This is a genomic window from Janthinobacterium sp. BJB304 (assembly GCF_002735765.1).
In the GTDB taxonomy this organism is placed as follows: Bacteria; Pseudomonadota; Gammaproteobacteria; order Burkholderiales; family Burkholderiaceae_D; genus Janthinobacterium.
Map to the genome: position 1 here is coordinate 91,350 of NZ_PDZN01000002.1, position 20,899 is coordinate 112,248.

The window sequence follows — 20,899 nt, forward strand, 5'->3', positions numbered from 1 at the left end:
CTAGTGACCTTTGAGCAGGGAGACATTCATGGCGATATAGCGCTTGATACCGATCAAGGTATAGCGCGTGACCACCAGACTGAGCAGGAAGATGGCGATGCCGCCGAGCAGCATGCCCACGCCGAAGACGGTTTGTGTGGTGCGCGCATCGCGGTCCATGTCGGTGGAGATACGGATGCCGCCGCCGGCCAGCGCTTCGGCCCGCTCCATCATGCGCGACGAAGCGCCGGGCGCCTCGGCTTCAGCCGGTTCACGCTGCAAGGGGCCGGGCACATGGTCGATTTCGATGCCCTTGTCGCCGATGGTGATGCGCGTTTCGCGCTGCTCGTCGCCTTCGCCGCCGTCGTCGTCATGAATGAAGACGTGGCGCAGCGGCCCCTCGAGCACCAGTTCGTTGGCGCCGGACAAGCCGCTGGCCGTGATGGCGATGCCGGCCAGGTAAAAGCTCAGGCCGACCGCATACAGGGTGGCCAGCAGCGCCGCGTACACGGCGGCGGGCACGACCATGAACAGGTTGAAGATGGCCAGGCCCACCAGCGAGACGAGCAGGCGCAGCAGGTTGACGGGGGTTTTCTTTTGCTCGAACGCCTGGCGGTGGGTGCTGCCGCGCAAGGTGAGGGCGATCTTTTTCGGGTCGCCCAGGTCGTCGGCGATTTCGTGCTCGCTGCGGCCGGCCGCAGCGCCTTCGATGAAGGTCTGTTCGTAATAATCGAGGGTCTTGGCCACCAGGTCCGGCGGCAAGCCTGCCAGCGCGCGCCGCAGCGCCTCGAGATAGTCTTGCTTGTTCATCATATTCTTCCTGTTACTCCGCTTCGTCGCCTCAGCTCACCGCCGGCAGCAGCATGCTTGCCTGGCTCAGCAGCAATGGCGTTTGCGGCACTTGCTGTCCATGAATGACGATCAGGGTGGCGAGCAGCACACAAGCGAGCAGCGTCACGGCTTTCAAGCTGTTTTTCAAGTGCAAGGTGGTGTGCATGGTATTTTCCGTTGCATGGCCGTTGTCGATGATCAGACTGTACCCAAGCGCACGCGAGCGCACCAGCACGGTGCGACAGAATGCAATTTCGCGGGGGCGAGCGACGCCAGGGCGGGATGCACCGTCAAGTCTGTTTTGCCGCCTTGCCCGTGTTCGCCATCCTGGCCGCCGCCACGCCGCTGCGCACGGCCGCTTCGATGGTGGCCGGATAGTCCTGCGTCCGGTCGTCATTGGCCGTGTAGTCGCCGGCCAGCAGCAGGCCCGGCATGCCGCTGGCATTGCCGGGGCGCCGCAGATCCGGCGTGCAGGCAAAGGTGGCGCGCTTTTCCGTGATCAGCTGGATCCAGGCCGGCTGCGCCAGTTCCGGGCGCTGCAGCACTTGCGCCAGCTGCGCGGCGATCGCCTGCGCCAGCGGGCCATGGCCTTGCTCGGCGGCAGGGCCGGACGCGCTGATGACGACCGCCAGCAAGCCCGCCTGATTCGCGTCGAGCTGGCCCCGGTCGAAGACGAACTGTCCCCAGTGTTGTTGCTCTGGCGCATCGACGAGCGCGTAAAGCGGCAAGTCCAGGCGCACGCTGGCGTCGTATTGCAGGTAACAGGTGCTGATGGCTTCCGGCGTGAACACCTGCATGCGCTCAATGGCATCGGCCAGGCGCGCGTCCTGCAAGCTTTGCAGCAGACTGGCCGCTTGCACGGATGAGGTGGCGACGATGACGCCGTCATAATGTTCGCCATCATCGAGTTGCCAGCGGCCATCGGGCAAGGCGTGCAAGGCGGCCACCTTGGCGCCCGTGCGCACTGCGCCGCCATGCTGTTCCAGATAGCGGGCGGCCGCGTCCGGCAACAGGGTGGAGAGGTCCGCCTTCGGGATCAGCATGTCGGAGGCGCGGCGGCGGCTTGCTCCCAGGCTGTCGCGCAGCACGTTGATGAAGACGCGGGCCGACGCGCGCTCGGGCGGCGTATTCAAGGCCGCCAGGCACAGCGGATGCCACATCAGGCGGTTCAAGGTGTCCGTCTGGTCGAAGCGCTGCAGCAATTCGGTTACCGTGCAATCGTTGTACAGCTGCCAGCCCATCGTCCGCATGGCGGTGGAAAAACGCATCAGGGACAGCTTGTCGGCACGCAACAGTCCCTTGGCACGCAGCAAGGCCCACGCCAGGTGCAGCGGCGCGGGCAGGCGCGGCGCGAGAAAATCCATGCCTTTGGTGCCGGCCGGATAGCGCATCTGCAGGGGCAGGGTGAGAATCAGCTCGGCAGGGTCTTGCCCTGCGAGCTTGATCAGGCGCAAGGTTTCCGTATATGCACCCAGCAGGATGTGCTGGCCGTTGTCGAGCACCGTCTTTTCCCGTTCGACCCGGCGCGCGCGCCCGCCCAGGGTGCGCGCCGCCTCGTAGACGGTCACGGCATGGCCGGCGCGCGCCAGTTCCATGGCCGCCGCGCAGCCGGCCCAGCCCGCGCCGATGACGGCGTAGCGTTGCTTCACGCTACTGTCAGCCACGAACCCAGGTCTTCCAGGCCAGCCACAGTTTGCGGATCGGCGTGAGCGAGATGCGCTGGTTCAGCACGTGATAGCCGTCGCGCTCGACTTCGTTGAGCAGGGTGCGGTAGATGGCGGCCATGATCAGGCCCGGGCGCTGGGCGCGGCGGTCCTCCGCCGGCAGCAGGGCGAACGCTTCGTCGTAGGCTTTTTGCGCGCGCGCCACCTGGAAGCGCATGAGGTTTTCAAAGTTTTCGCTGTGGCGCGCGTTCAGCAAATCGGCCGCCGTCACATTGAATTGCTGCAATTCGCTGATCGGCAGGTAGATGCGACCCTTGCGCGCATCCTCGCCCACGTCACGGATGATGTTGGTCAGCTGGAAGGCATGGCCCAGCTTTTCCGCGTACAGCAGGGTTTCCGGGCGGGTCGCGCCGAAGATGCTGGCCGACAAAATCCCCACCACGCTGGCCACGTGCCAGCAATAGCGGCTCATGGCCTGGTAATCGAGGTAGCGGGTCTGGTTCAAGTCCATTTCCATGCCGTCGATGATGGCCTGCAAATGTTTTTCTTCCAGCTGATACATGTCCAGGTGCGGCTGCAGCGCGCGCATCACGGGATGCGTGGGGTTGCCCTCGTACATGGCCTTGACTTCCTTGCGCCACCACACCAGCTTGGTGCGTGCCACGGCTTCGTCCGTGCATTCATCGACCGTATCGTCGACTTCGCGGCAGAAGGCGTACAGGGCCGTGATGGCCTTGCGGCGCTCGGCCGGCAGGAACAGGAAGCTGTAGTAGAAGCTGGAGCCGCTCTGGGCGGCCTTTTGTTGGCAGTATTCGTCGGGAGACATAGTCAAAAGAGCAAGGGTTGCAGATCGAAGCCGCTATTCTATCGTCTTACAGAGTGGGCGACGGGGGAAAAGCCGTTTTTACTTGTGTCTCTTGATGCAGGCTTTTGCGCGACATGCGCAGGGCGCGCCAGAAAATGATCAGCCAGTCGCGTTTCTCCAGCTTGGGACGGCGTCGGAACACGTCGTAATTGACGGCTTCGATGGCTTCGAGAATGCGCAAGCCCCCTTGCACCACCAGGCGCAGTTCCCAGCCGATGCGCCCGCGCAAGCGCAGGGCCAGCGGCGCGCCGGACAGCATCAGCGCGCGCGCGCGGGCCACTTCGAAGCGCATCAGGGCACTCCACTTGCCGTGCGCCTCGGGCCGCTCGAAGGCGGCGGCGGAGACGGCAAAGCGGCTCAAGTCTTCCATCGGCAGGTAGATGCGCTCTTTTTGCTGGTCGATGGCGACGTCTTGCAAGAAATTAATTAGTTGCAAAGCTGAACATATGGCATCGGAATCGCGTACATTCTGTTCATCGGCCGCACCGTACAGATGCAGCATCAGCAGCCCCACGGGGTTGGCGGAGCGGGCGCAGTAATCGAGCACGTCATCGTAGCTGGCGTAGCGCGTCGTTTCCACATCCTGCTTGAAGGCGGACAATAAATCGTAGAACGGCTTGAGCGGCAGCTGGAACTTGGCGATGACGGCGGCCAGGCGTTCGAACATGGCGGCGTTCTCGCCGGCATGGCCTTCCTGGCGGGCGATGCGGCCCAGCGCCTCTTCGTAGGCGTGTAGAAAGGCCAGGCGTTCGGCCGGCGTGGCGTCGCCTTCGTCGGCCAGGTCGTCGGCGCTGCGGGCGAAGGCATAGATGGCTTCGACGGCGGGCACCAGGCGGCGCGGCAGTAAAAATGATGCAACAGGAAAATTTTCGTAATGGTCTACAGGCATGAACACACTTCTCTAGTCTTGCGTTTGTCCGGCACTCCCGCAAACGCTGGAATGTGGTCGGACGTTGTACGTCTCAAGATTAATGACGCAAAAGTCACTAAAAACTTTTACGCACGATTATAATTAATAACCAGAAAGTCATTAGCGGAAAATCATCCTCCGCTATGACCAAGCTGATATTGTCACAAATTTAAGGATATCGCGTGCGAAAAAGTTTGGCTTGGCCCAAAGGACAGGCAAAAAGTTTCTCCGCATAAAAATATTGCAGCCCGCATAGTAAAGGAAAATACCTTGTTTGCCCTGAAAACCCTGCGCCGCGAGACCGGCGCATCCGCACTTCCTGCCTTGCGGCTGATTGCCGCCGCGGCCCTTGCGACTACCCTGGCGGCCTGTTCCAAGCCTGCCGTCAAAGTGGAAGACGTGCGTCCCGTGCGCGCGATAGTGTTGTCTAGTAGTAATGTTGACGTGAGTGCCGAGCTGTCAGGTGAAGTCGTGCCCCGCGTCGTATCGCAACTGGGTTTCCGCGTGGGCGGCAAGATCGTCGCGCGCAAGGTCGACGTGGGCGCCAGCGTCAAGAAGGGGCAAGTGCTGATGCAACTCGATCCTGTCGACTTGCAGCTGTCGCAGGCGCAGGCCAAGGCCTCGCTGGTGAGCGCGGAAACGAACCGCGACCTGGCGCGCGCGGAATTGAAGCGCTACCAGGACTTGCGCGAGAAAAATTTCGTCAGCCAGGCCGTGCTCGATGGCAAGGACGCCACCTACAAGGCGGCGCAGGCAAACGTGGAAGCGGCGCAAGCCCTGTACCGGGGCCAGGCGAACCAGTCCGGCTATGCCAGCCTGCTGGCCGATGCGGACGGCGTCGTCACGCGCATCGATGCGGAAGTAGGGCAGGTGGTGGCGCCTGGCGCGCCCGTCGTGGTGGTGGCCAAGAGCGGCGAGAAGGAAGTGGTGATCGGCATTCCTGAAGACAAGGTGGAAACCTTGCGCAGTGTCAAGGATGTGGTCGTGCGTCTGTGGGCCGACCCGAAGCAGGCGCTGCCGGGCAAGATCCGCGAAGTGTCGCCCGTGGCCGATGCGGCCACGCGCACCTATACTGCCAAGGTCAGCATCCCTGACGCGCCGCAAGTGCGCCTGGGCATGACGGCCGTGGTGCAGTTCGCTTCGCAGACGGCCACGCCGCAGATCAAGGTGCCGCTGACGGCCCTGTTCAATGAAAAGTCGCAAAGCTCCGTCTGGGTGGTGGAAAACGGCGCCGTGAAGCTCGTGCCGGTGATGGTGGGCGGCGTGGCGGGCAATGAATTGCTGCTGGCCTCGGGCGTGAAAGCGGGGCAGACGGTGGTCACGGCCGGCGTCAACCTGCTCAAGCCTGGCCAGAAAGTGACCATCCTCGGCGCTGAACTGGCCAGCAAGCCGGATGCCGCCGCTGCCGCCGTCAGCGTGGGGGCCGCCAAATGAAGGGCGGCTTCAATCTGTCGCGCTGGGCCCTCGAACACATCCCGCTGACGCGCTACCTGATGGCCGTGCTGCTGATCGGCGGCATGCTCAGCTATGCCAACCTGGGCCAGGATGAAGATCCTCCGTTTACTTTCCGCGCCATGGTCCTGCAAGCCTACTGGCCCGGCGCCACGGCGCTGCAGATGGCCGAGCAGGTGACGGACAAGCTGGAAAAGAAACTGCAGGAAACGCCATACATCGACGAAATCACCAGCTATTCGAAGCCAGGCGAAACCTTGATCCTGCTGGAGCTGCGCGAATCGGCGCCGCCCAAGGAAACGGCCGCCGCCTGGTACCAGGTGCGCAAGAAGATCGGCGACATTAAGGGCACCTTGCCGGCCGGCGTCGTGGGCCCGTTCTTCAACGACGAGTTCGGCGACACCTACGGCTCCATCTTCGCCCTGTCCGGCGACGGTTTTACCTATGCCGAAATGAAGGATTACGCGGACAAGGTGCGCCAGGAACTGCTGGCCGTGGGGCAGGTGTCGAAAGTGGAACTGTTCGGCGTGCAGGATGAAAAGATTAATATTATCTTTTCGCACAAGAAATTTGCCCAGCTGGGCATTCCTTTCGATGCCATCGTGCAGCAATTGTCCGAGCAAAACAGCATCAACGCCACAGGCGTGCTGGTGACGCCGACGGACAATCTGCAAGTGCGCGTGACGGGCGCCATGCTGACCGTCAAGGACCTGGAAAACCTGGAATTGCGCGCCAACGGCACCACCTTCCGCCTCGGCGACTTTGCCACGGTGAAGCGCGAATTCGTCGATCCGCCCAAGGACAAGATGCGCTTCAACGGCAAGGAAGTGATCGGCCTGGGCGTATCGATGGAAAAGGGCGGCAATATCATCGACATGGGCAAGGCCTTGCAGGCAACCGTCACGCGCATGAAGAGCGAATTGCCGGTTGGCATAGAATTGCAGCGCGTGTCGAACCAGCCGGAAGCCGTATCGGCTTCCGTGGGGGAATTCGTGCACACCCTGATCGAAGCCATTTTGATCGTGCTGGCCGTCAGCTTTGTCGCGCTGGGCTTGCACACGAAGCCGCTGCGCATCGACGTGCGCCCAGGCCTGGTGGTGGCGCTGACCATCCCGCTGGTGCTGGCCGTCACCTTCCTGTTCATGCGCCTGCTCGACATCGACTTGCACAAGATTTCGCTGGGCGCGCTGATCATCGCGCTGGGCTTGCTGGTCGACGACGCCATCATCGCCGTCGAGATGATGGTGCGCAAGATGGAAGAGGGCATGTCCCGCTTCGACGCGGCCACGTTCGCCTATACGTCCACGGCCATGCCCATGCTGACGGGCACCCTGATCACGGTGGCGGGCTTCTTGCCCATCGGCCTGGCCAAGTCGGCCGCCGGCGAATACACGTTCTCCTTGTTCTCCGTCAATGCGCTGGCCCTGATCATCTCGTGGGTGGTGGCCGTCGTCTTCACGCCCTACATCGGCTACGTCTTGCTCAAGGTCAAGCCGCACGCGCATAACGACCATGAATTGTTCGATACGCCGAACTTCCGCCGCTTCCGCCGCGCCGTCACCTGGTGCGTGGAATGGCGCAAGACGACGATTGCCGCCACCCTGGCCATCTTTGCACTGGGTATTTACGGCTTTAACTTTATCGAAAAGCAATTCTTCCCCGATTCCAGCCGTCCGGAACTGATGGTGGAACTGTGGTCGCCCGAAGGCACGACGTTTGCTGCTAACGAGAAACAGGTGAAGAAGTTCGAGGCTTTTGTTGGCAAGCTCGACGGCGTGGAAAGCGTCACCAGCTACGTGGGAACCGGTAGTCCTCGTTTCTACTTGCCGCTCGATCAGATCTTCCCGCAGACCAACGTGTCGCAAGTGGTGGTCTTGCCGAAGAGCCTGGCCGACCGCGAACGCTTGCGCCAGCAAATCGTCGACGTCTTCAAGAAAGATTTCCCGGAAGTGCGGGGCAGGGTGAAACTGTTGCCGAACGGACCGCCGGTGCCGTATCCCGTGCAATTTCGCGTCATGGGGCCGGAGGTGGCCGGTGTGCGGGCCATTGCCGACCAGGTCAAGGACATCATGCGCGCCAATCCGAACACCCTGGGCGTGAACGATAACTGGAACGAATCGGTGAAAGTGCTGCGCCTGGACCTGGACCAGGACAAGATGCGTGCGCTGGGCGTTACCTCGAAAACGGTGATGCAGGCGGCCAATACGATTCTGTCGGGCACGGTCATCGGCCAGTTCCGCGAAGACAACAAGCTGATCGATATCCAGGTGCGCCAGCCTTTGGCCGAGCGGGCGACGATTTCCGTGCTGAATGACACGAATATCCCGACGGCAACGGGCAAGTCAGTGCCCATCTCGCAGCTGGCCCGCGCGCATTTCGTGTGGGAGCCGGGTGTCGTCTGGCGCGACAAGCGCGAATGGGCCATTACCGTGCAGTCGGACGTGATCGACGGCATCCAGGGCGCCACCGTGTCGACGCAGCTGGCGCCGCAGCTCGATGCCTTGCGCGCCAAAATGCCGGCCGGTTACCGCATCATCGTGAAAGGCGTGGCGGCCGACAGCGGCGAGGCGGAAGCGTCGATCTCGGCGAACTTGCCGCTGGCCATTTTCATCATCTTCACCTTGCTGATGCTGCAGCTGCACAGTTTCTCGCGTTCCTTGCTGGTCTTCCTGACGGGGCCGCTGGGCGTGGCGGGTGCCGCGTTTGCCTTGCTGGCGCTGGGCCGGCCACTTGGTTTCGTGGCCAACCTGGGCATCATCGCGCTGTTCGGCATGATCATCCGCAACTCGGTGATCCTTGTCGACCAGATCGAGCAAGACATCAATGACGGTTCGACGCCATGGGACGCCATCATCGACTCGGCTGTGCGCCGCTGCCGTCCCATCGTGCTGACGGCCGCCGCCGCGGCGCTGGCCATGATCCCGCTGTCGCGTTCGGTCTTCTGGGGGCCGATGGCGGTCGCCATCATGGGGGGATTAATCCTGGCAACGGCCTTGACCTTGCTGTTCCTGCCGGCCCTGTATGCGGCCTGGTTCCGGGTCAAGAAGCCGGACCCTGCGGCAAGGGAAGCGGGTACGCCGGCTGTGTAGTGCCCTGACGGGTGGCCGCATGCTGCATACGCCATTGACCCGGACGGCGAAAATGCCGGGGTCGTACCCTGAGGGTGCGACCCCAGTGCTTGCTTTGGGGTAAAAATGCCGCCAACTGGCCGGCGGCGCGCTCTGAGGCGCAGCAAAAAAAAGGCGGCATCCCTCTGGGAAATCCAGTAGAATGCCGCCTTTGCTTTACCGCAAGCTTGTCCTGCAAGTCCAAGGTAGCCAGATCGCTCCCGAGTTGTTAAAATCAGGGGCGGCAGCAAAGTGGTATGTACAAGCTGCGTACAAAAGATGCGGATGTGGTGGAATTGGTAGACACGCTGGTCTTAGAAGCCAGTGCTTCGGCTTGGGAGTTCGAGTCTCCCCATCCGCACCAATCCGGGTTGTTCCAGCCCGGAAGTGCAGCACCATCAAAATTTTCCCTGAACTAATTTCATCAGCCCAGTGCGCCGAGTGCGCCCAGTTGCCGGCTCGACTGTTGCACCATCTGCGCAATCAGTGCCTGCGCCTGCGGGTAGCCGCGTCTTTCCATTAATTTATCATCTTCAGTCAGCGGCCAAAGTGCCTGCAAGACGCGCTGCCGTGCCTGCGGCCAGTTGTACTCCTGCGCATGGGTTGACTGCGGTGCTTCCTGATCCAGCAGATACAGCGCCTCGCGCGTCATCGCCACCTCTTGCTGCGCCTGGGCGGCCAGCGTGTCGCTGCGGGGCGGCGGCTGCCGCGCGAGGAAAGTATCGAGCTTGCGGCTCTGGTGTTCGTACAGGTCGAGCAGCAGGTGCAAGGTGGCGCCGCTGGGCCGCCGTTGCGTATCGAGTGCGTCGAGCACGTCCAGCAGCCAGCGCGTCATCTGGCGCCCGGCCAATCCCAGTTCCGGCCAGGTGGTGTTGTGCAATTGTTCGCCCAGGTAGCGGGCGCGGTCGATGGCGCGCCGGCTGCCGCTCATGTGCTGGCCGATGGGGCCGTACCGGGGCGCCAGCGCCGCTTCCTGCCGCTCGGCCAGCAGGCACAGCAAGGCCAGGTGGACGTACACGTGGAAGGCGGCCAGGGTGCGGTGTGCATCCCAGTAGTGATTGCCGTCATCATCGGGCGCGTTCCACAGCGAGCAGACCTTGGCGCCGTCGTCGCGCGCATAGTCGGGCGCCAGCAGGCTGTGGCCGTGGCGGAAGTCGTACAGTTTCTGGTGCAGCGACTCGTGCAGCAAGTGTTCGGCCAGCCACCACGGGTTGCCGATCAGCTCCTGGTTCAGGAACACGCTGCCATTGACGCGAAATTGCGAGCTGGACGCCTTGCCGCGCCACGTGCCCAGCTTGGGAAACAGGGCGATCAACTGGACATGAGAAAGCGCGCTGGCCGTCAGGCGGGGCAGCAGGGTTTCCAGCAAGCCTAGCCCGCGGCGCAGCAGCGCCCGTTCCTGCGGCGTAGGGGTGGCCAGCGGCGCGCCGTAGTTATCTTCCATCACGGCAAGAAAGGCGCGCGCATATGACGTGCCTTCCTGCCAGGCATGCCATATGCAGGTGTCACATTCGGTGTCCGCGTCTTCCATGGTGCGCCCCTCGTGCAAGCGTGCCATGCGCGGCAGATGGGCTACCAGCGGGCCGCCGGGCAGGCCTGCGTCCAGGTGCTCGCTGGCCGCCTGGAACAGCGCCGCGCATTGCGGCAGGGGCAGTCCGTACTCGTCACCCAAGTGCAGTTGCCGCATGGCGTGCTGGACGGCGCAGCGCAGCACCGTGTCGCCCAGCAACTGGCGCTGGCGCGCGGGCGGCGCCGTATCGAGCGCGCCGGCCAGCCGTTCGGCCTCGGGCAGGGTGCCGCCCAGCTTGTGCAAGCGCCGCCGGTAGGCGACGGCCAGCTGGTCGCGGATGTAGCCGCTGTCGCCAAAGGCACGGTGGGTCACCAGTGCCGTTTCCACGGCGGTCAGCACGTCCGCATCCGGTGGAGCGGCTCGCAGGGTAGGCGCAGCCACTGCCGGGTCAGGCGACGGTAGGGTGGTCGTGGTCGTGGTGGCCATCGCCCTTCATGCGCAATTCCATTTCATCGACTTCCGTCTGGATTTTTTGCAGATCGTCGTCCGTGACGCCGTCGAGCAGGCGGCTGAGGACCATTTGCAGCTTGGCTTTGGCATTGCTGGAACTGCCGGGTGTGCTATCGCTCATGATGTTTTCTCCTTTAAATTCACTTGGAGAGGGGATGCGCGGCTTAGGTTTGCCTGAAAAATGGCCAAATTGAGGTAAATCAAAGGTTTTTTGGCCGAAATCTTCGCCAGGAGCGCATTTCTTTGTTTCGGACGGGGCGCCAGTTCGCATATACTAATGAACGAAGCAGGCTGGAAAGCCTGTCTCTGGCGAAATAAAGAATGCCGGGGCAAGAGTAAAGACAGGGCCACCGAGGCTGTAGCGATTCGTTCGCTGCCGCCGGTATCCTCTGTGGCGCGGCTGCAAAGCCAGCCACTTTCCCGAAGTCCTTTGTTATAATGCCACGCTTTACCGAATGATGGCCGGCCCTGCATTTACTGAGAAGCAGGGTTGGACGCTCGGAGCCCTGTCGCAGTACTGGAAGCGGCGGATTGTTTGGTGCCTGGTGCGGGTTTTTCCCTCCGCCGGGTAGACCAGGTCCATCGTCCTGTTTTCAGTGCTTTTACAGATGAATATGCGAGCGAGTGAAGCTGGACCCATGTCTTGCCGCCAGTGATGGTGCAAGGGGTCGGGTCTTCTTTTCTCGCACCAACAGTGTTTATTTTTTGGACGATTTTTTACATGGCAACTGCAGTCGAAACCTTGGGCAAACTCGAACGTCGTATCACGATCTCCTTCCCGCTGACGGACGTCCGCACGGAAGTTGAGAAGCGCCTGAAAGTGCAAGCCCGTACGGCTAAGGCACCGGGCTTCCGTCCGGGCAAAGTGCCGTTGAAAATGGTCGCAGCACAATACGGCTACCAAATTGAATCGGAAGTGCTGAATGACAAAGTCGGCCGCGCGTTCAACGACGCCGCCAACGAAAACAATCTGCGCGTGGCCGGTTTCCCGAACATCGTGCCGAAAGAAGAAGCAGCCGAAGGCCAGCTGGCTTTCGACGCCACGTTCGAAGTGTATCCGGAAGTCGCCATCGGCGACCTGACGGCCGTTGAAATCGAAACCGTGCAAGCCGACGTGTCGGAAGCCGAAATCGACAAGACCATCGACATCCTGCGCAAGCAGCGCGTGCACTTCCACACCAAGGGCGAAGCTGGCGAACACGGCGACGGCGGCGAGGCTATCGGTGCCAACGGCGACCGCGTGACCGTCGACTTCGTCGGCTCGATCGACGGCGTTGAATTCCCAGGCGGCAAAGCTGAAGGCTACGCTTTCGTGCTGGGCGAAGGCCGCATGCTGCCGGAATTCGAAGCAGCGACCCTGGGCCTGAAAGTGGGCGAATCGAAGACTTTCCCGTTGTCGTTCCCTGAGGACTACCATGGCAAGGACGTGGCCGGCAAAACCGCCTCGTTCACCATCACCCTGCAAAAGCTGGAATGGGCGCACCTGCCGGAAGTCGATGCCGAATTCGCCAAATCGCTGGGCGTTGCCGATGGCGACCTGGCCAAAATGCGCGAAGACATCAAAGTCAACCTGCAGCGCGAAGTCGCTGGCCGCGTGAAAGCACGCAACAAGGAAGCCGTCATGGACGCGCTGATCAAAGTTGCTGAGCTGGAAGTGCCAAAAACCCTGATCGCTCAGGATTCCGAGCGTCTGGCCGAAATGACCCGCCAGGACATGGCGCAGCGCGGCATGAACGTCAAGGATGTGCCTTTCCCAGCAGAACTGTTCGCGGAAAAAGCCGAGCGTCGCGTACGCCTGGGCCTGATCCTGTCGCAACTGGTGGGCGACAACAACCTGCAGGCAACGCCTGAGCAAGTCAAGGCGCAGATCGAAGATTTCGCCCAAAGCTACGAAGACCCGCGCGAAGTGCTGAAGTACTACTACAGCGACCGTCGTCGTCTGGGTGAGATCGAAGCCCTTGTATTGGAAGAAAACGTCGTCACTTACGTGTTGGGCCTGTCGAAAGTCACGACGAAAGCAGTTGCTTTCGACGAACTGATGGGAAGCAACGCACAAGCGTAAACCAGTTGGTATCCGGATGCTTGCTCTTGCCGAAAGGTAAGGGCGGTATCCCCTAACTGCTTCACAAGGAAATGAAATGACAGGTATGAACCGTAATCCGGCGCTGGACACAGAGATGCTCGGCCTGGTGCCGATGGTGGTGGAACAAAGCGGTCGCGGCGAGCGCTCGTATGATATTTACTCGCGCCTGCTGAAGGAACGCTTGATTTTCATGGTCGGCCCGGTCAATGACCAGATGGCCAACCTGGTTGTCGCCCAGCTGCTGTTCCTGGAAAGCGAAAATCCGGAAAAGGAAATCTCGCTCTACATCAACTCGCCAGGTGGTTCGGTCTCGGCCGGCATGGCCATCTACGACACCATGCAGTTCATCAAGCCGGACGTCTCGACCCTGTGCACGGGCATGGCTGCTTCGATGGGCGCTTTCCTGCTGGCCGCTGGCGCCAAGGGCAAGCGTTTCTCGCTGCCGAACTCGCGCATCATGATTCACCAGCCGTCCGGTGGTTCGCAAGGCATGGCGTCCGACATCGAGATCCAGGCGAAGGAAATCCTTTACCTGCGCACCCGCTTGAACGGCATCATGGCCGAGCGCACGGGCCAGACGATCGAACAGATCGCCAAGGACACCGACCGCGACCGTTTCATGTCCGCCGACGAGGCCGTTGAGTATGGTTTGATCGACAAAGTGTTGACCAGCCGCGCTTGATGAGCCCCTACCGGTATTGCTAAGCAAGTAAGTAAACGCCCGGGCGATCAAACGTTCGGGCGTTTCGCTTTTATTTCGGGTAGCATGGAGCTTGTGCACGTTGTTGACTTGCGCCATGGGTAGCTGCCTTTCCGGCAACTACCGCACTCCGGCTTGCGATTTTGCAATATTGTTAATGCAGTTCCAACCAAAATGCCTTATGTCAGACAAAAAATCCTCTAGCGGCGAAAAATTACTGTATTGCTCGTTCTGCGGCAAAAGCCAGCACGAGGTGAAGAAACTCATCGCCGGCCCGTCCGTGTTCATTTGCGACGAGTGCATCGACCTGTGCAACGACATCATCCGTGATGAAACGTCGAGCATCGAGACGGTGACCGGTACCAAATCCGACCTGCCGACGCCGCAAGAAATTGCCGCCTTGCTCGATCAGTACGTGATCGGCCAGCAGACTGCCAAGCGCATCCTGTCGGTGGCGGTGTACAACCATTACAAGCGCCTCAAGCACCTGGGCAAGAAAGACGACATCGAACTGGCCAAGAGCAACATCTTGCTGGTCGGTCCTACCGGCTCGGGCAAGACCCTGCTGGCACAGACCCTGGCGCGCATGCTCAACGTGCCGTTCGTGATCGCCGACGCCACCACCCTGACCGAAGCCGGTTACGTGGGTGAGGACGTGGAAAACATCATCCAGAAGCTGCTGCAAAGCTGCAACTATGACGTCGAGAAAGCCCAGCGCGGCATCGTCTACATCGATGAAATCGACAAGATTTCGCGCAAGTCCGACAATCCGTCCATCACGCGCGACGTGTCGGGCGAGGGCGTGCAGCAAGCCTTGTTGAAACTCATCGAAGGCACGATGGCTTCCGTGCCGCCACAAGGCGGCCGCAAGCATCCGAACCAGGATTTCGTGCAGATCGACACGACCAACATCATGTTCATCTGCGGCGGCGCCTTCGACGGCCTGTCGAAAGTGATCGCCAACCGCTCCGAAAAGAGCGGCATCGGCTTCTCGGCCACCGTGCGCAGCAAGTCGCAAAGCTCGGCCAGCGAACTGATGTTGCAAGCGGAGCCGGAAGATCTGGTCAAGTTCGGCCTGATCCCGGAACTGGTCGGCCGTCTGCCCGTCATCGCCACCCTGGCGGAATTGACGGAAGAGGCGCTGATCCAGATCCTCGTCGAGCCGAAGAATGCGCTGATCAAGCAGTATTCGAAGCTGCTCGAGATGGAAGGCGCGGAACTGGAGATTCGTCCGGCCGCCCTGCATGCGATCGCCAAGAAGGCGCTGGCGCGCAAGACCGGTGCCCGTGGCCTGCGTTCCATCCTGGAACATGCTTTGCTGGACGTCATGTACGAACTGCCGAGCGAACAAAATGTGGTGAAGGTCGTCATCGACGAAAATACCATCACCAGTGGCGCCAAACCTTTGTTGATTTATCAAGAGACTGCCAAGGCCTCCGGAGAAAATTGATTACTGCCGAGACAAATGCATAAAAAGGATTTTGATTCCTTAATGCATGGCAGTACAATTTAAATCAATGAGTGCAGGCTTCAATCGGAAAGCCACTCGCGGCGCTTAGCTGCGCGTGGCTTTTTTACTGTGAAAACTGCATTTATTACCGTCATGCGGGTGTGTTTTGCGAAATAGACAGAAAAATGTTTGTTTCACAGAATTATTTATTCTCGCCGGTCTTGTGTTTTGGCAGCGAGCGCCAACATCGTAAACACGCTTTCTATAAGGTACGCCATGACAACTTCCAAATTAACTGAGCAAACTCAACTGCCGTTATTGCCGTTGCGGGATGTCGTCGTTTTCCCGCATATGGTGATACCGCTGTTCGTTGGCCGTCCAAAGTCGATCAAGGCGCTGGAAGCTGCGATGGAGCAGGGCAAGAGCATCATGCTTGCCGCTCAAAAAGCAGCCGCGAAGGACGAGCCGTCTCCTTCGGATATCTATGAAATTGGCTGTGTTGCCAATATTCTGCAAATGCTGAAGCTGCCCGATGGCACCGTCAAGGTGCTGGTCGAAGGCGCGCAGCGTGCCCGTATCAACCACATCAGCGATGCGCCGACGCACTTTATCGCCGACCTGACGCCGCTCGAGTCCGAGCCGGGCGACGAGTCGGAAGTCGAAGCCATGCGCCGCGCGATCGTGCAGCAGTTCGACCAGTACGTCAAACTGAACAAAAAGATCCCGCCGGAAATCCTGGCATCCTTGTCGGGCATCGACGATGCCGGCCGTCTGGCCGACACGGTGGCCGCGCATCTTCCCCTGAAACTGGAGCAAAAACAAGTCATCCTGGAAATTTTCAGCGTGGCCAAGCGCCTCGAGCACCTGCTGGGCCAGCTCGAAGGCGAGCTCGACATCCTGCAGGTGGAAAAACGCATTCGCGGCCGCGTCAAGCGCCAGATGGAAAAGTCGCAGCGCGAGTACTATCTGAACGAGCAGGTCAAGGCGATCCAGAAAGAACTGGGCGAGGGCGAAGATGGCGCCGACCTCGACGAGCTGGAGAAAAAAGTCGCTTCGGCCAAAATGCCGAAGGAAGCGCTCGACAAGGCCACCAACGAGTTGAAAAAGCTCAAGCTGATGTCGCCGATGTCGGCCGAAGCCACCGTTGTGCGCAACTACATCGACACCCTCGTCAACTTGCCTTGGAAAAAGAAATCCAAGGTCAATAACGACTTGTCGAATGCGGAAAAAGTGCTCGAAGGCGACCACTACGGCCTCGACAAGGTCAAGGAACGCATCCTGGAGTACCTCGCGGTGCAACAGCGCGTCGACAAGCTCAAAGCGCCTATCCTGTGCTTTGTCGGTCCTCCGGGCGTCGGCAAGACCTCGCTGGGCCAGTCCATCGCCCGCGCGACGAACCGCAAGTTCGTGCGCATGGCCCTGGGCGGCGTGCGCGACGAAGCCGAGATCCGCGGCCATCGCCGCACCTACATCGGCTCGATGCCGGGCAAGATCCTGCAATCGCTGTCGAAAGTCGGCGTGCGCAATCCTTTGTTCCTGCTCGATGAAGTCGACAAGATGGGCGCCGATTTCCGTGGCGATCCTTCGTCGGCCCTGCTGGAAGTGTTGGACCCGGAACAGAACCACACGTTCTCGGACCATTACATCGAAGTCGATTTCGACTTGTCGGATGTGATGTTCGTGGCCACGTCGAACTCGTACAACATTCCGCCAGCCTTGCTTGACCGCATGGAAGTGATCCGTCTGTCCGGTTACACGGAAGATGAAAAGACCAGCATCGCGCAGCGCTATCTGCTGCCGAAGCAGATCAAGAACAATGGCTTGAAGGAAGAGGAAATCTCGGTGGCCGAGTCGGCCTTGCGCGACATCATCCGCTACTACACGCGGGAAGCCGGTGTGCGTTCGCTCGAGCGTGAAGTGTCGAAGATCTGCCGCAAGGTGGTCAAGATGCTGCTGCTGAAGAAATCCGACAAGAAAGTCATCGTCAACTCGAAGAACCTGGACAAGTTCCTCGGCGTGCGCCGCTACGATTTCGGTGTCGCAGAGAAAGAAAACCAGGTGGGCCAGGTGGTCGGTCTGGCATGGACGGAAGTGGGCGGCGATCTGCTGACCATCGAAGCCGTGTCGATGCCGGGCAAGGGCGGCATCATCCGCACGGGCACCCTGGGCGACGTCATGAAAGAGTCGATCGAGGCAGCCCGCACGGTGGTGCGCAGCCGGGCACAGCGCCTGGGCATCAAGGCGGACGTGTTCGAGAAGAGCGATATCCATATCCACGTGCCGGAAGGCGCGACACCGAAGGACGGTCCTTCGGCTGGCGCGGCCATGACGGTGGCGATGGTCTCGGTTTTCACGGGCATTCCCGTGCGCGCCGACGTGGCGATGACGGGCGAGATCACCTTGCGCGGCGAAGTGTTGCCGATCGGCGGCCTGAAGGAAAAGCTGCTGGCGGCCCATCGCGGCGGCATCAAGACGGTCCTGATTCCAGAGCAAAACGTGAAAGACCTGGCCGACATTCCGGACAACGTCAAGAACAAACTGGAGATCGTACCCGTGCGCTGGATCGACAAAGTGCTGGAAATCGCCCTCGAACGCATGCCTGAAGCGTTGGCGGACGTCGCTGCGGTGGAGGCTGTCACGGCCGCCGCGGCCAAGCCCGATGCGGCCGGCGAGGTAGTAAAACACTAACGTTTTACCCCTGTTTTCCCCAAACAAGCGCTTTTAGAGCGCTTGTTTTATATTGAAACGTGAATTGCGCCCCCAAAGCGCTTGACACATATACAGTGTGGCTTGTTTAATACGCCTGCACATTTTTTTCGCCGGACAGCTGTGGTGCCAAAAGTGCCGCAACGATACGGTAAACGTTTTATACCTTTGTAATTGGGGATGCTAGTGAACAAGACTGAATTGATCGACCACATTGCTGAAAAAGCTGACATTTCCAAAGCCGCCGCTGCGCGCGCACTCGACGCTGTTATCGGCGGCGTGACGGAAACTTTGAAAAACAACGACAGCGTAACGCTGGTTGGTTTTGGCACTTTCTCGGTCAGCGAACGCGCTGAACGTACCGGCCGCAATCCGCGTACCAAAGAAGCGATCACGATCGAAGCAGCAAAAGTTCCAAAATTTAAAGCTGGTAAAGCTTTGAAGGATGCTGTAAACTAACGGACTTCGGTGAGGTGACAATCACCGGAAACATTTGGCGGCGCCTTCGGGTGCCGCGATTTCAAGGTTGAAGTTCTGCGAATCGCAGCCTTGAATGCAAATGCAAGCAGTACTGTGTATTTTTCGGAGTGGTAGTTCAGTTGGTTAGAATGCCGGCCTGTCACGTCGGAGGTCGCGGGTTCGAGTCCCGTCCGCTCCGCCAAAAAAAATACGCTCTTAAGGAGTGGTAGTTCAGTTGGTTAGAATACCGGCCTGTCACGTCGGGGGTCGCGGGTTCGAGTCCCGTCCGCTCCGCCAGAATATAGAAGCCCGCGCTGCTGAATAAGTAGCGCGGGTTTTTCTTTTTCAGCGCCAGATTATCTCGGTGCGCCGTCTTTTAGAATCCCTTCCTGCCGTTTTGAATAAAACGCACCTCGATTTAAATCCGCTTTAAGCTGCGCCCGGTTTAATGCCTGGGCTGGCGCCTTGCCGTTCAGGCTGCGCCAGGGCAGGGCGCGCGCCCTGATTTACCCTTGCTATAGCGCTATGGGCATTGTAGAATCAGGAGATAATGGCTTGGGCGTCAGAATCCTGCTTTAGTTCCAGCGCCAAGTTGTTGAATCTAAAGGGGAAGTGGACATCTGTCCCGTCCATTCCGCCGAAGAAATCAAGGCGAACGCATGTTCGCCTTTTTTTATAGTGATCCACTCATCCCGAATTGGCTGACCATGTTTGAATTTATTCGTACCCATCGACGCTTGATGCAGTTTCTTCTGATGCTGGTCATCGTCCCGTCTTTTGCACTGGTCGGTATCAGCGGCTACCAAAGCTTCGGCGATGGCGCGAACACCATCGCCAAGGTCGGCGACCAGGTCGTTACGCAGCAGCAATATGAAGAAGCGCAACGCCAGCAAATCGACCGCTACCGCCAGATGATGGGCGAGCAGTTCGACCAGAAAATGTTTGACACGCCGGAAGCCCGCAAGAGCATCCTCGACAACCTGATCGCTGAGCGCGCCGTGGCCGCCGAAGTGGGCCGTAGCCGCCTGGTCATCAGCGATGCCGTGCTGCAAAAGGAAGTGCTGGAAATCCCAGGCTTGACCTTGCCGGACGGTAAATTCGACCTGGAACGCTACAAGGCCATGCTGGCCGCCCAAGGCATGACGCCGCAGATGTACGATGCGCGCCGCCGCAGCGACCTGGCCCTGCAGCAACTGGCCGGCGCCGTGCAAGGCACGGCCTTCGCGCCAAGCACCGTCTCCAAGCGCCTGTCCGACATCACCTCGGAAGAGCGTGAAGTGCAGGAACTGCTGTTGCCGATCGCCCAGTACGTGCCGGAAGTCAAAGTGACGGACGCCATGATCAAGGCCTTCTATGACAAGAACAGCAAGTTCTTCGAAATCCCGGAACAAGCCAAGATCGAATACGTCGTGCTGGACGACAGCGCTGCGGGCGAGCAAGTCGACGTCAGCGACGCCGACGTGACTGCCTACTACGCGAAGAACCAGAAAGCCTACACGACGCCAGAAGCGCGCCAAGCCAGCCACATCCTGGTCGCCGTCAAGAAAGAAGCATCGGCCGCTGATAAGGCCGCCGCCAAGGCCAAGGCCGAAGCGATCCTGGCGGAAGTACGCAAGGCGCCTGCCAGCTTCGCCGCCGTGGCGAAAGCCAAGTCGGAAGATCCGGCATCCGCCGAACAGGGCGGCGATCTGGGCGTGATCGGCAAGGATGGCTTGCCGGCACCGCTGCTGAGCGCTGTCGCGAAACTCAAGCAAGGCGAAATCAGCGATGTCGTCGCTTCCGATTTCGGCTACCACATCCTGACGATCACCTCGCTCAAGCCGCAGCACGTGCGTGCGCTCGATGAAGTACGCGGCGAGATTACGGCCGACCTGCGCAAGCAATTTGCTGCCAAGAAATACTCGGAAATGGCGGAAACGTTCACCAACACGGTCTACGAGCAATCGGACAGCCTGAAGCCGGTGGCCGACAAGCTGAAGCTGAAAGTGGAAACCGCCGCCAACCTGTCGCGCACGCCGTCGCCGGCACTGGGCAAGGCGCCGTTCAACAACGCCAAGTTCCTCACCGCCATCTTCTCGAACGATTCGCTGAAAGACAAACGCAACACGGAAGCCGTCACCGTCGCGCCGAACGTGCTGATCGCCGGCCGCGTGGTGGAATTCAAGCCCGCCTCGAAGCGTCCGCTGGCCGAAGTCGAAGCGATGATCCGTCAGCGCGTGACCATGGAAGAAGCGGAAAAGCTGGCCAAGAAAGCGGGCGAGACCAAGCTGGCCGCCTTGAAAGCCTCGGGTGATGCGAGCGGTTTCGGCGCAGCGCAATGGGTGTCGCGCAGCAAGCTGGACGGCATCAACCGCGCCGCCATCGCGCAAGTCATGAAGGCGGACACGAGCAAGCTGCCAGCGTACGTGGGCGTGGACTTGCCAGCCCTGGGTTACGGCATCTACCGCATCGCCAAGGTGCAGCAGCCGGCGCAAGTGGATGCGGCGCGCCGCCAGCAAGAGAAAGACCAGATCAGCGGCATCCTGGCACAACAGGAAATGTTCGACTACGTCGAATACCTGAAAGCCAAGGCCAAGGTGAAGATCGTCAAACCGGTCACCGCGCCAGCGGCCCCAGCGCCAGCACCGTAAGATTTAGTTTCCACGCATAAAAATAGCCGCTCTTAGCGGCTAT

At 60.3% G+C, this 20,899-nt stretch carries 15 protein-coding genes and 3 tRNA genes; 11 read left to right on the forward strand and 7 right to left on the reverse strand.

Annotated features, from left to right (window positions below; genetic code table 11):
- The 5 genes from CSQ95_RS02435 to hpnC form a co-directional block, all read right to left on the reverse strand.
- Entirely contained in the window at positions 1–792 is a 792-nt protein-coding gene (locus CSQ95_RS02435; protein WP_257217919.1) for a DUF1700 domain-containing protein, read from the reverse strand.
- A 28-nt stretch (positions 793–820) separates the two neighbouring features.
- Positions 821–976 carry a hypothetical protein gene (locus tag CSQ95_RS29560; protein ID WP_180278933.1) on the reverse strand — a complete coding sequence of 52 codons (156 nt, stop codon included), beginning with the start codon at positions 974–976 and terminating at the stop codon, positions 821–823.
- Between the two features lie 124 nt (positions 977–1,100).
- Entirely contained in the window at positions 1,101–2,459 is a 1,359-nt protein-coding gene (hpnE, locus tag CSQ95_RS02445) for a hydroxysqualene dehydroxylase HpnE (RefSeq protein ID WP_306532444.1), read from the reverse strand.
- 7 nt (positions 2,460–2,466) lie between these two features.
- On the reverse strand, positions 2,467–3,300 hold the full coding sequence (gene hpnD, locus CSQ95_RS02450; protein WP_070311986.1) for a presqualene diphosphate synthase HpnD: 834 nt from the start codon (positions 3,298–3,300) through the stop codon (positions 2,467–2,469).
- Positions 3,301–3,346: 46 nt separating this feature from the next.
- Positions 3,347–4,228, reverse strand: a complete 882-nt coding sequence (hpnC, locus tag CSQ95_RS02455) for a squalene synthase HpnC (RefSeq protein WP_099408333.1) — start codon at positions 4,226–4,228, stop codon at positions 3,347–3,349.
- 291 nt (positions 4,229–4,519) lie between these two features.
- Between hpnC and CSQ95_RS02460 the strand changes: the two genes are divergently transcribed.
- The 3 genes from CSQ95_RS02460 to CSQ95_RS02470 all read left to right on the forward strand — a co-directional run bounded on the left by CSQ95_RS02460 (position 4,520) and on the right by CSQ95_RS02470 (position 9,172).
- The gene (locus tag CSQ95_RS02460) at positions 4,520–5,683 is read left to right on the forward strand and encodes an efflux RND transporter periplasmic adaptor subunit (protein WP_099408334.1); all 1,164 of its coding nucleotides are present in this window, start codon (positions 4,520–4,522) and stop codon (positions 5,681–5,683) included.
- Complete coding sequence (locus CSQ95_RS02465) at positions 5,680–8,790, forward strand: efflux RND transporter permease subunit (protein ID WP_099408335.1); 3,111 nt, start codon at positions 5,680–5,682, stop codon at positions 8,788–8,790. Before CSQ95_RS02460 ends, CSQ95_RS02465 begins: the two co-directional genes overlap by 4 nt.
- Before the next feature lie 299 nt (positions 8,791–9,089).
- Positions 9,090–9,172 (forward strand) — tRNA-Leu (locus tag CSQ95_RS02470).
- Between the two features lie 60 nt (positions 9,173–9,232).
- Here CSQ95_RS02470 and CSQ95_RS02475 read toward each other — a convergent pair.
- Positions 9,233–10,804, reverse strand: coding sequence for a hypothetical protein (locus CSQ95_RS02475; RefSeq protein ID WP_143449878.1), 1,572 nt, complete (start codon positions 10,802–10,804; stop codon positions 9,233–9,235).
- The gene (locus CSQ95_RS02480) at positions 10,767–10,949 is read right to left on the reverse strand and encodes a hypothetical protein (protein ID WP_070288232.1); all 183 of its coding nucleotides are present in this window, start codon (positions 10,947–10,949) and stop codon (positions 10,767–10,769) included. The genes CSQ95_RS02475 and CSQ95_RS02480 overlap by 38 nt, the downstream gene beginning before the upstream one ends.
- Positions 10,950–11,549: 600 nt before the next feature.
- Here CSQ95_RS02480 and tig point away from each other — a divergent pair.
- The 8 genes from tig (at position 11,550) to CSQ95_RS02520 (ending at position 20,856) form a co-directional block, all read left to right on the forward strand.
- Positions 11,550–12,890: a trigger factor gene (gene tig, locus CSQ95_RS02485; RefSeq protein ID WP_099408571.1), complete on the forward strand. Its 1,341-nt coding sequence runs from the start codon at positions 11,550–11,552 to the stop codon at positions 12,888–12,890.
- A gap of 85 nt (positions 12,891–12,975) precedes the next feature.
- Positions 12,976–13,593 (forward strand): ATP-dependent Clp endopeptidase proteolytic subunit ClpP, encoded by a 618-nt coding sequence (gene clpP, locus CSQ95_RS02490; RefSeq protein ID WP_369811567.1) that lies wholly within the window; start codon positions 12,976–12,978, stop codon positions 13,591–13,593.
- Positions 13,594–13,792: 199 nt separating this feature from the next.
- On the forward strand, positions 13,793–15,061 hold the full coding sequence (gene clpX, locus CSQ95_RS02495) for an ATP-dependent Clp protease ATP-binding subunit ClpX (RefSeq protein WP_010398446.1): 1,269 nt from the start codon (positions 13,793–13,795) through the stop codon (positions 15,059–15,061).
- 276 nt (positions 15,062–15,337) lie between these two features.
- On the forward strand, positions 15,338–17,749 hold the full coding sequence (gene lon, locus CSQ95_RS02500; protein ID WP_034751007.1) for an endopeptidase La: 2,412 nt from the start codon (positions 15,338–15,340) through the stop codon (positions 17,747–17,749).
- A 204-nt stretch (positions 17,750–17,953) separates the two neighbouring features.
- Complete coding sequence (locus CSQ95_RS02505) at positions 17,954–18,226, forward strand: HU family DNA-binding protein (protein ID WP_010398442.1); 273 nt, start codon at positions 17,954–17,956, stop codon at positions 18,224–18,226.
- A gap of 125 nt (positions 18,227–18,351) precedes the next feature.
- A tRNA-Asp gene (locus CSQ95_RS02510) sits at positions 18,352–18,428 on the forward strand.
- Between the two features lie 18 nt (positions 18,429–18,446).
- Positions 18,447–18,523 (forward strand) — tRNA-Asp (locus CSQ95_RS02515).
- Between the two features lie 410 nt (positions 18,524–18,933).
- Positions 18,934–20,856: a SurA N-terminal domain-containing protein gene (locus CSQ95_RS02520; protein ID WP_180278934.1), complete on the forward strand. Its 1,923-nt coding sequence runs from the start codon at positions 18,934–18,936 to the stop codon at positions 20,854–20,856.
- Positions 20,857–20,899 lie beyond the last annotated feature (43 nt).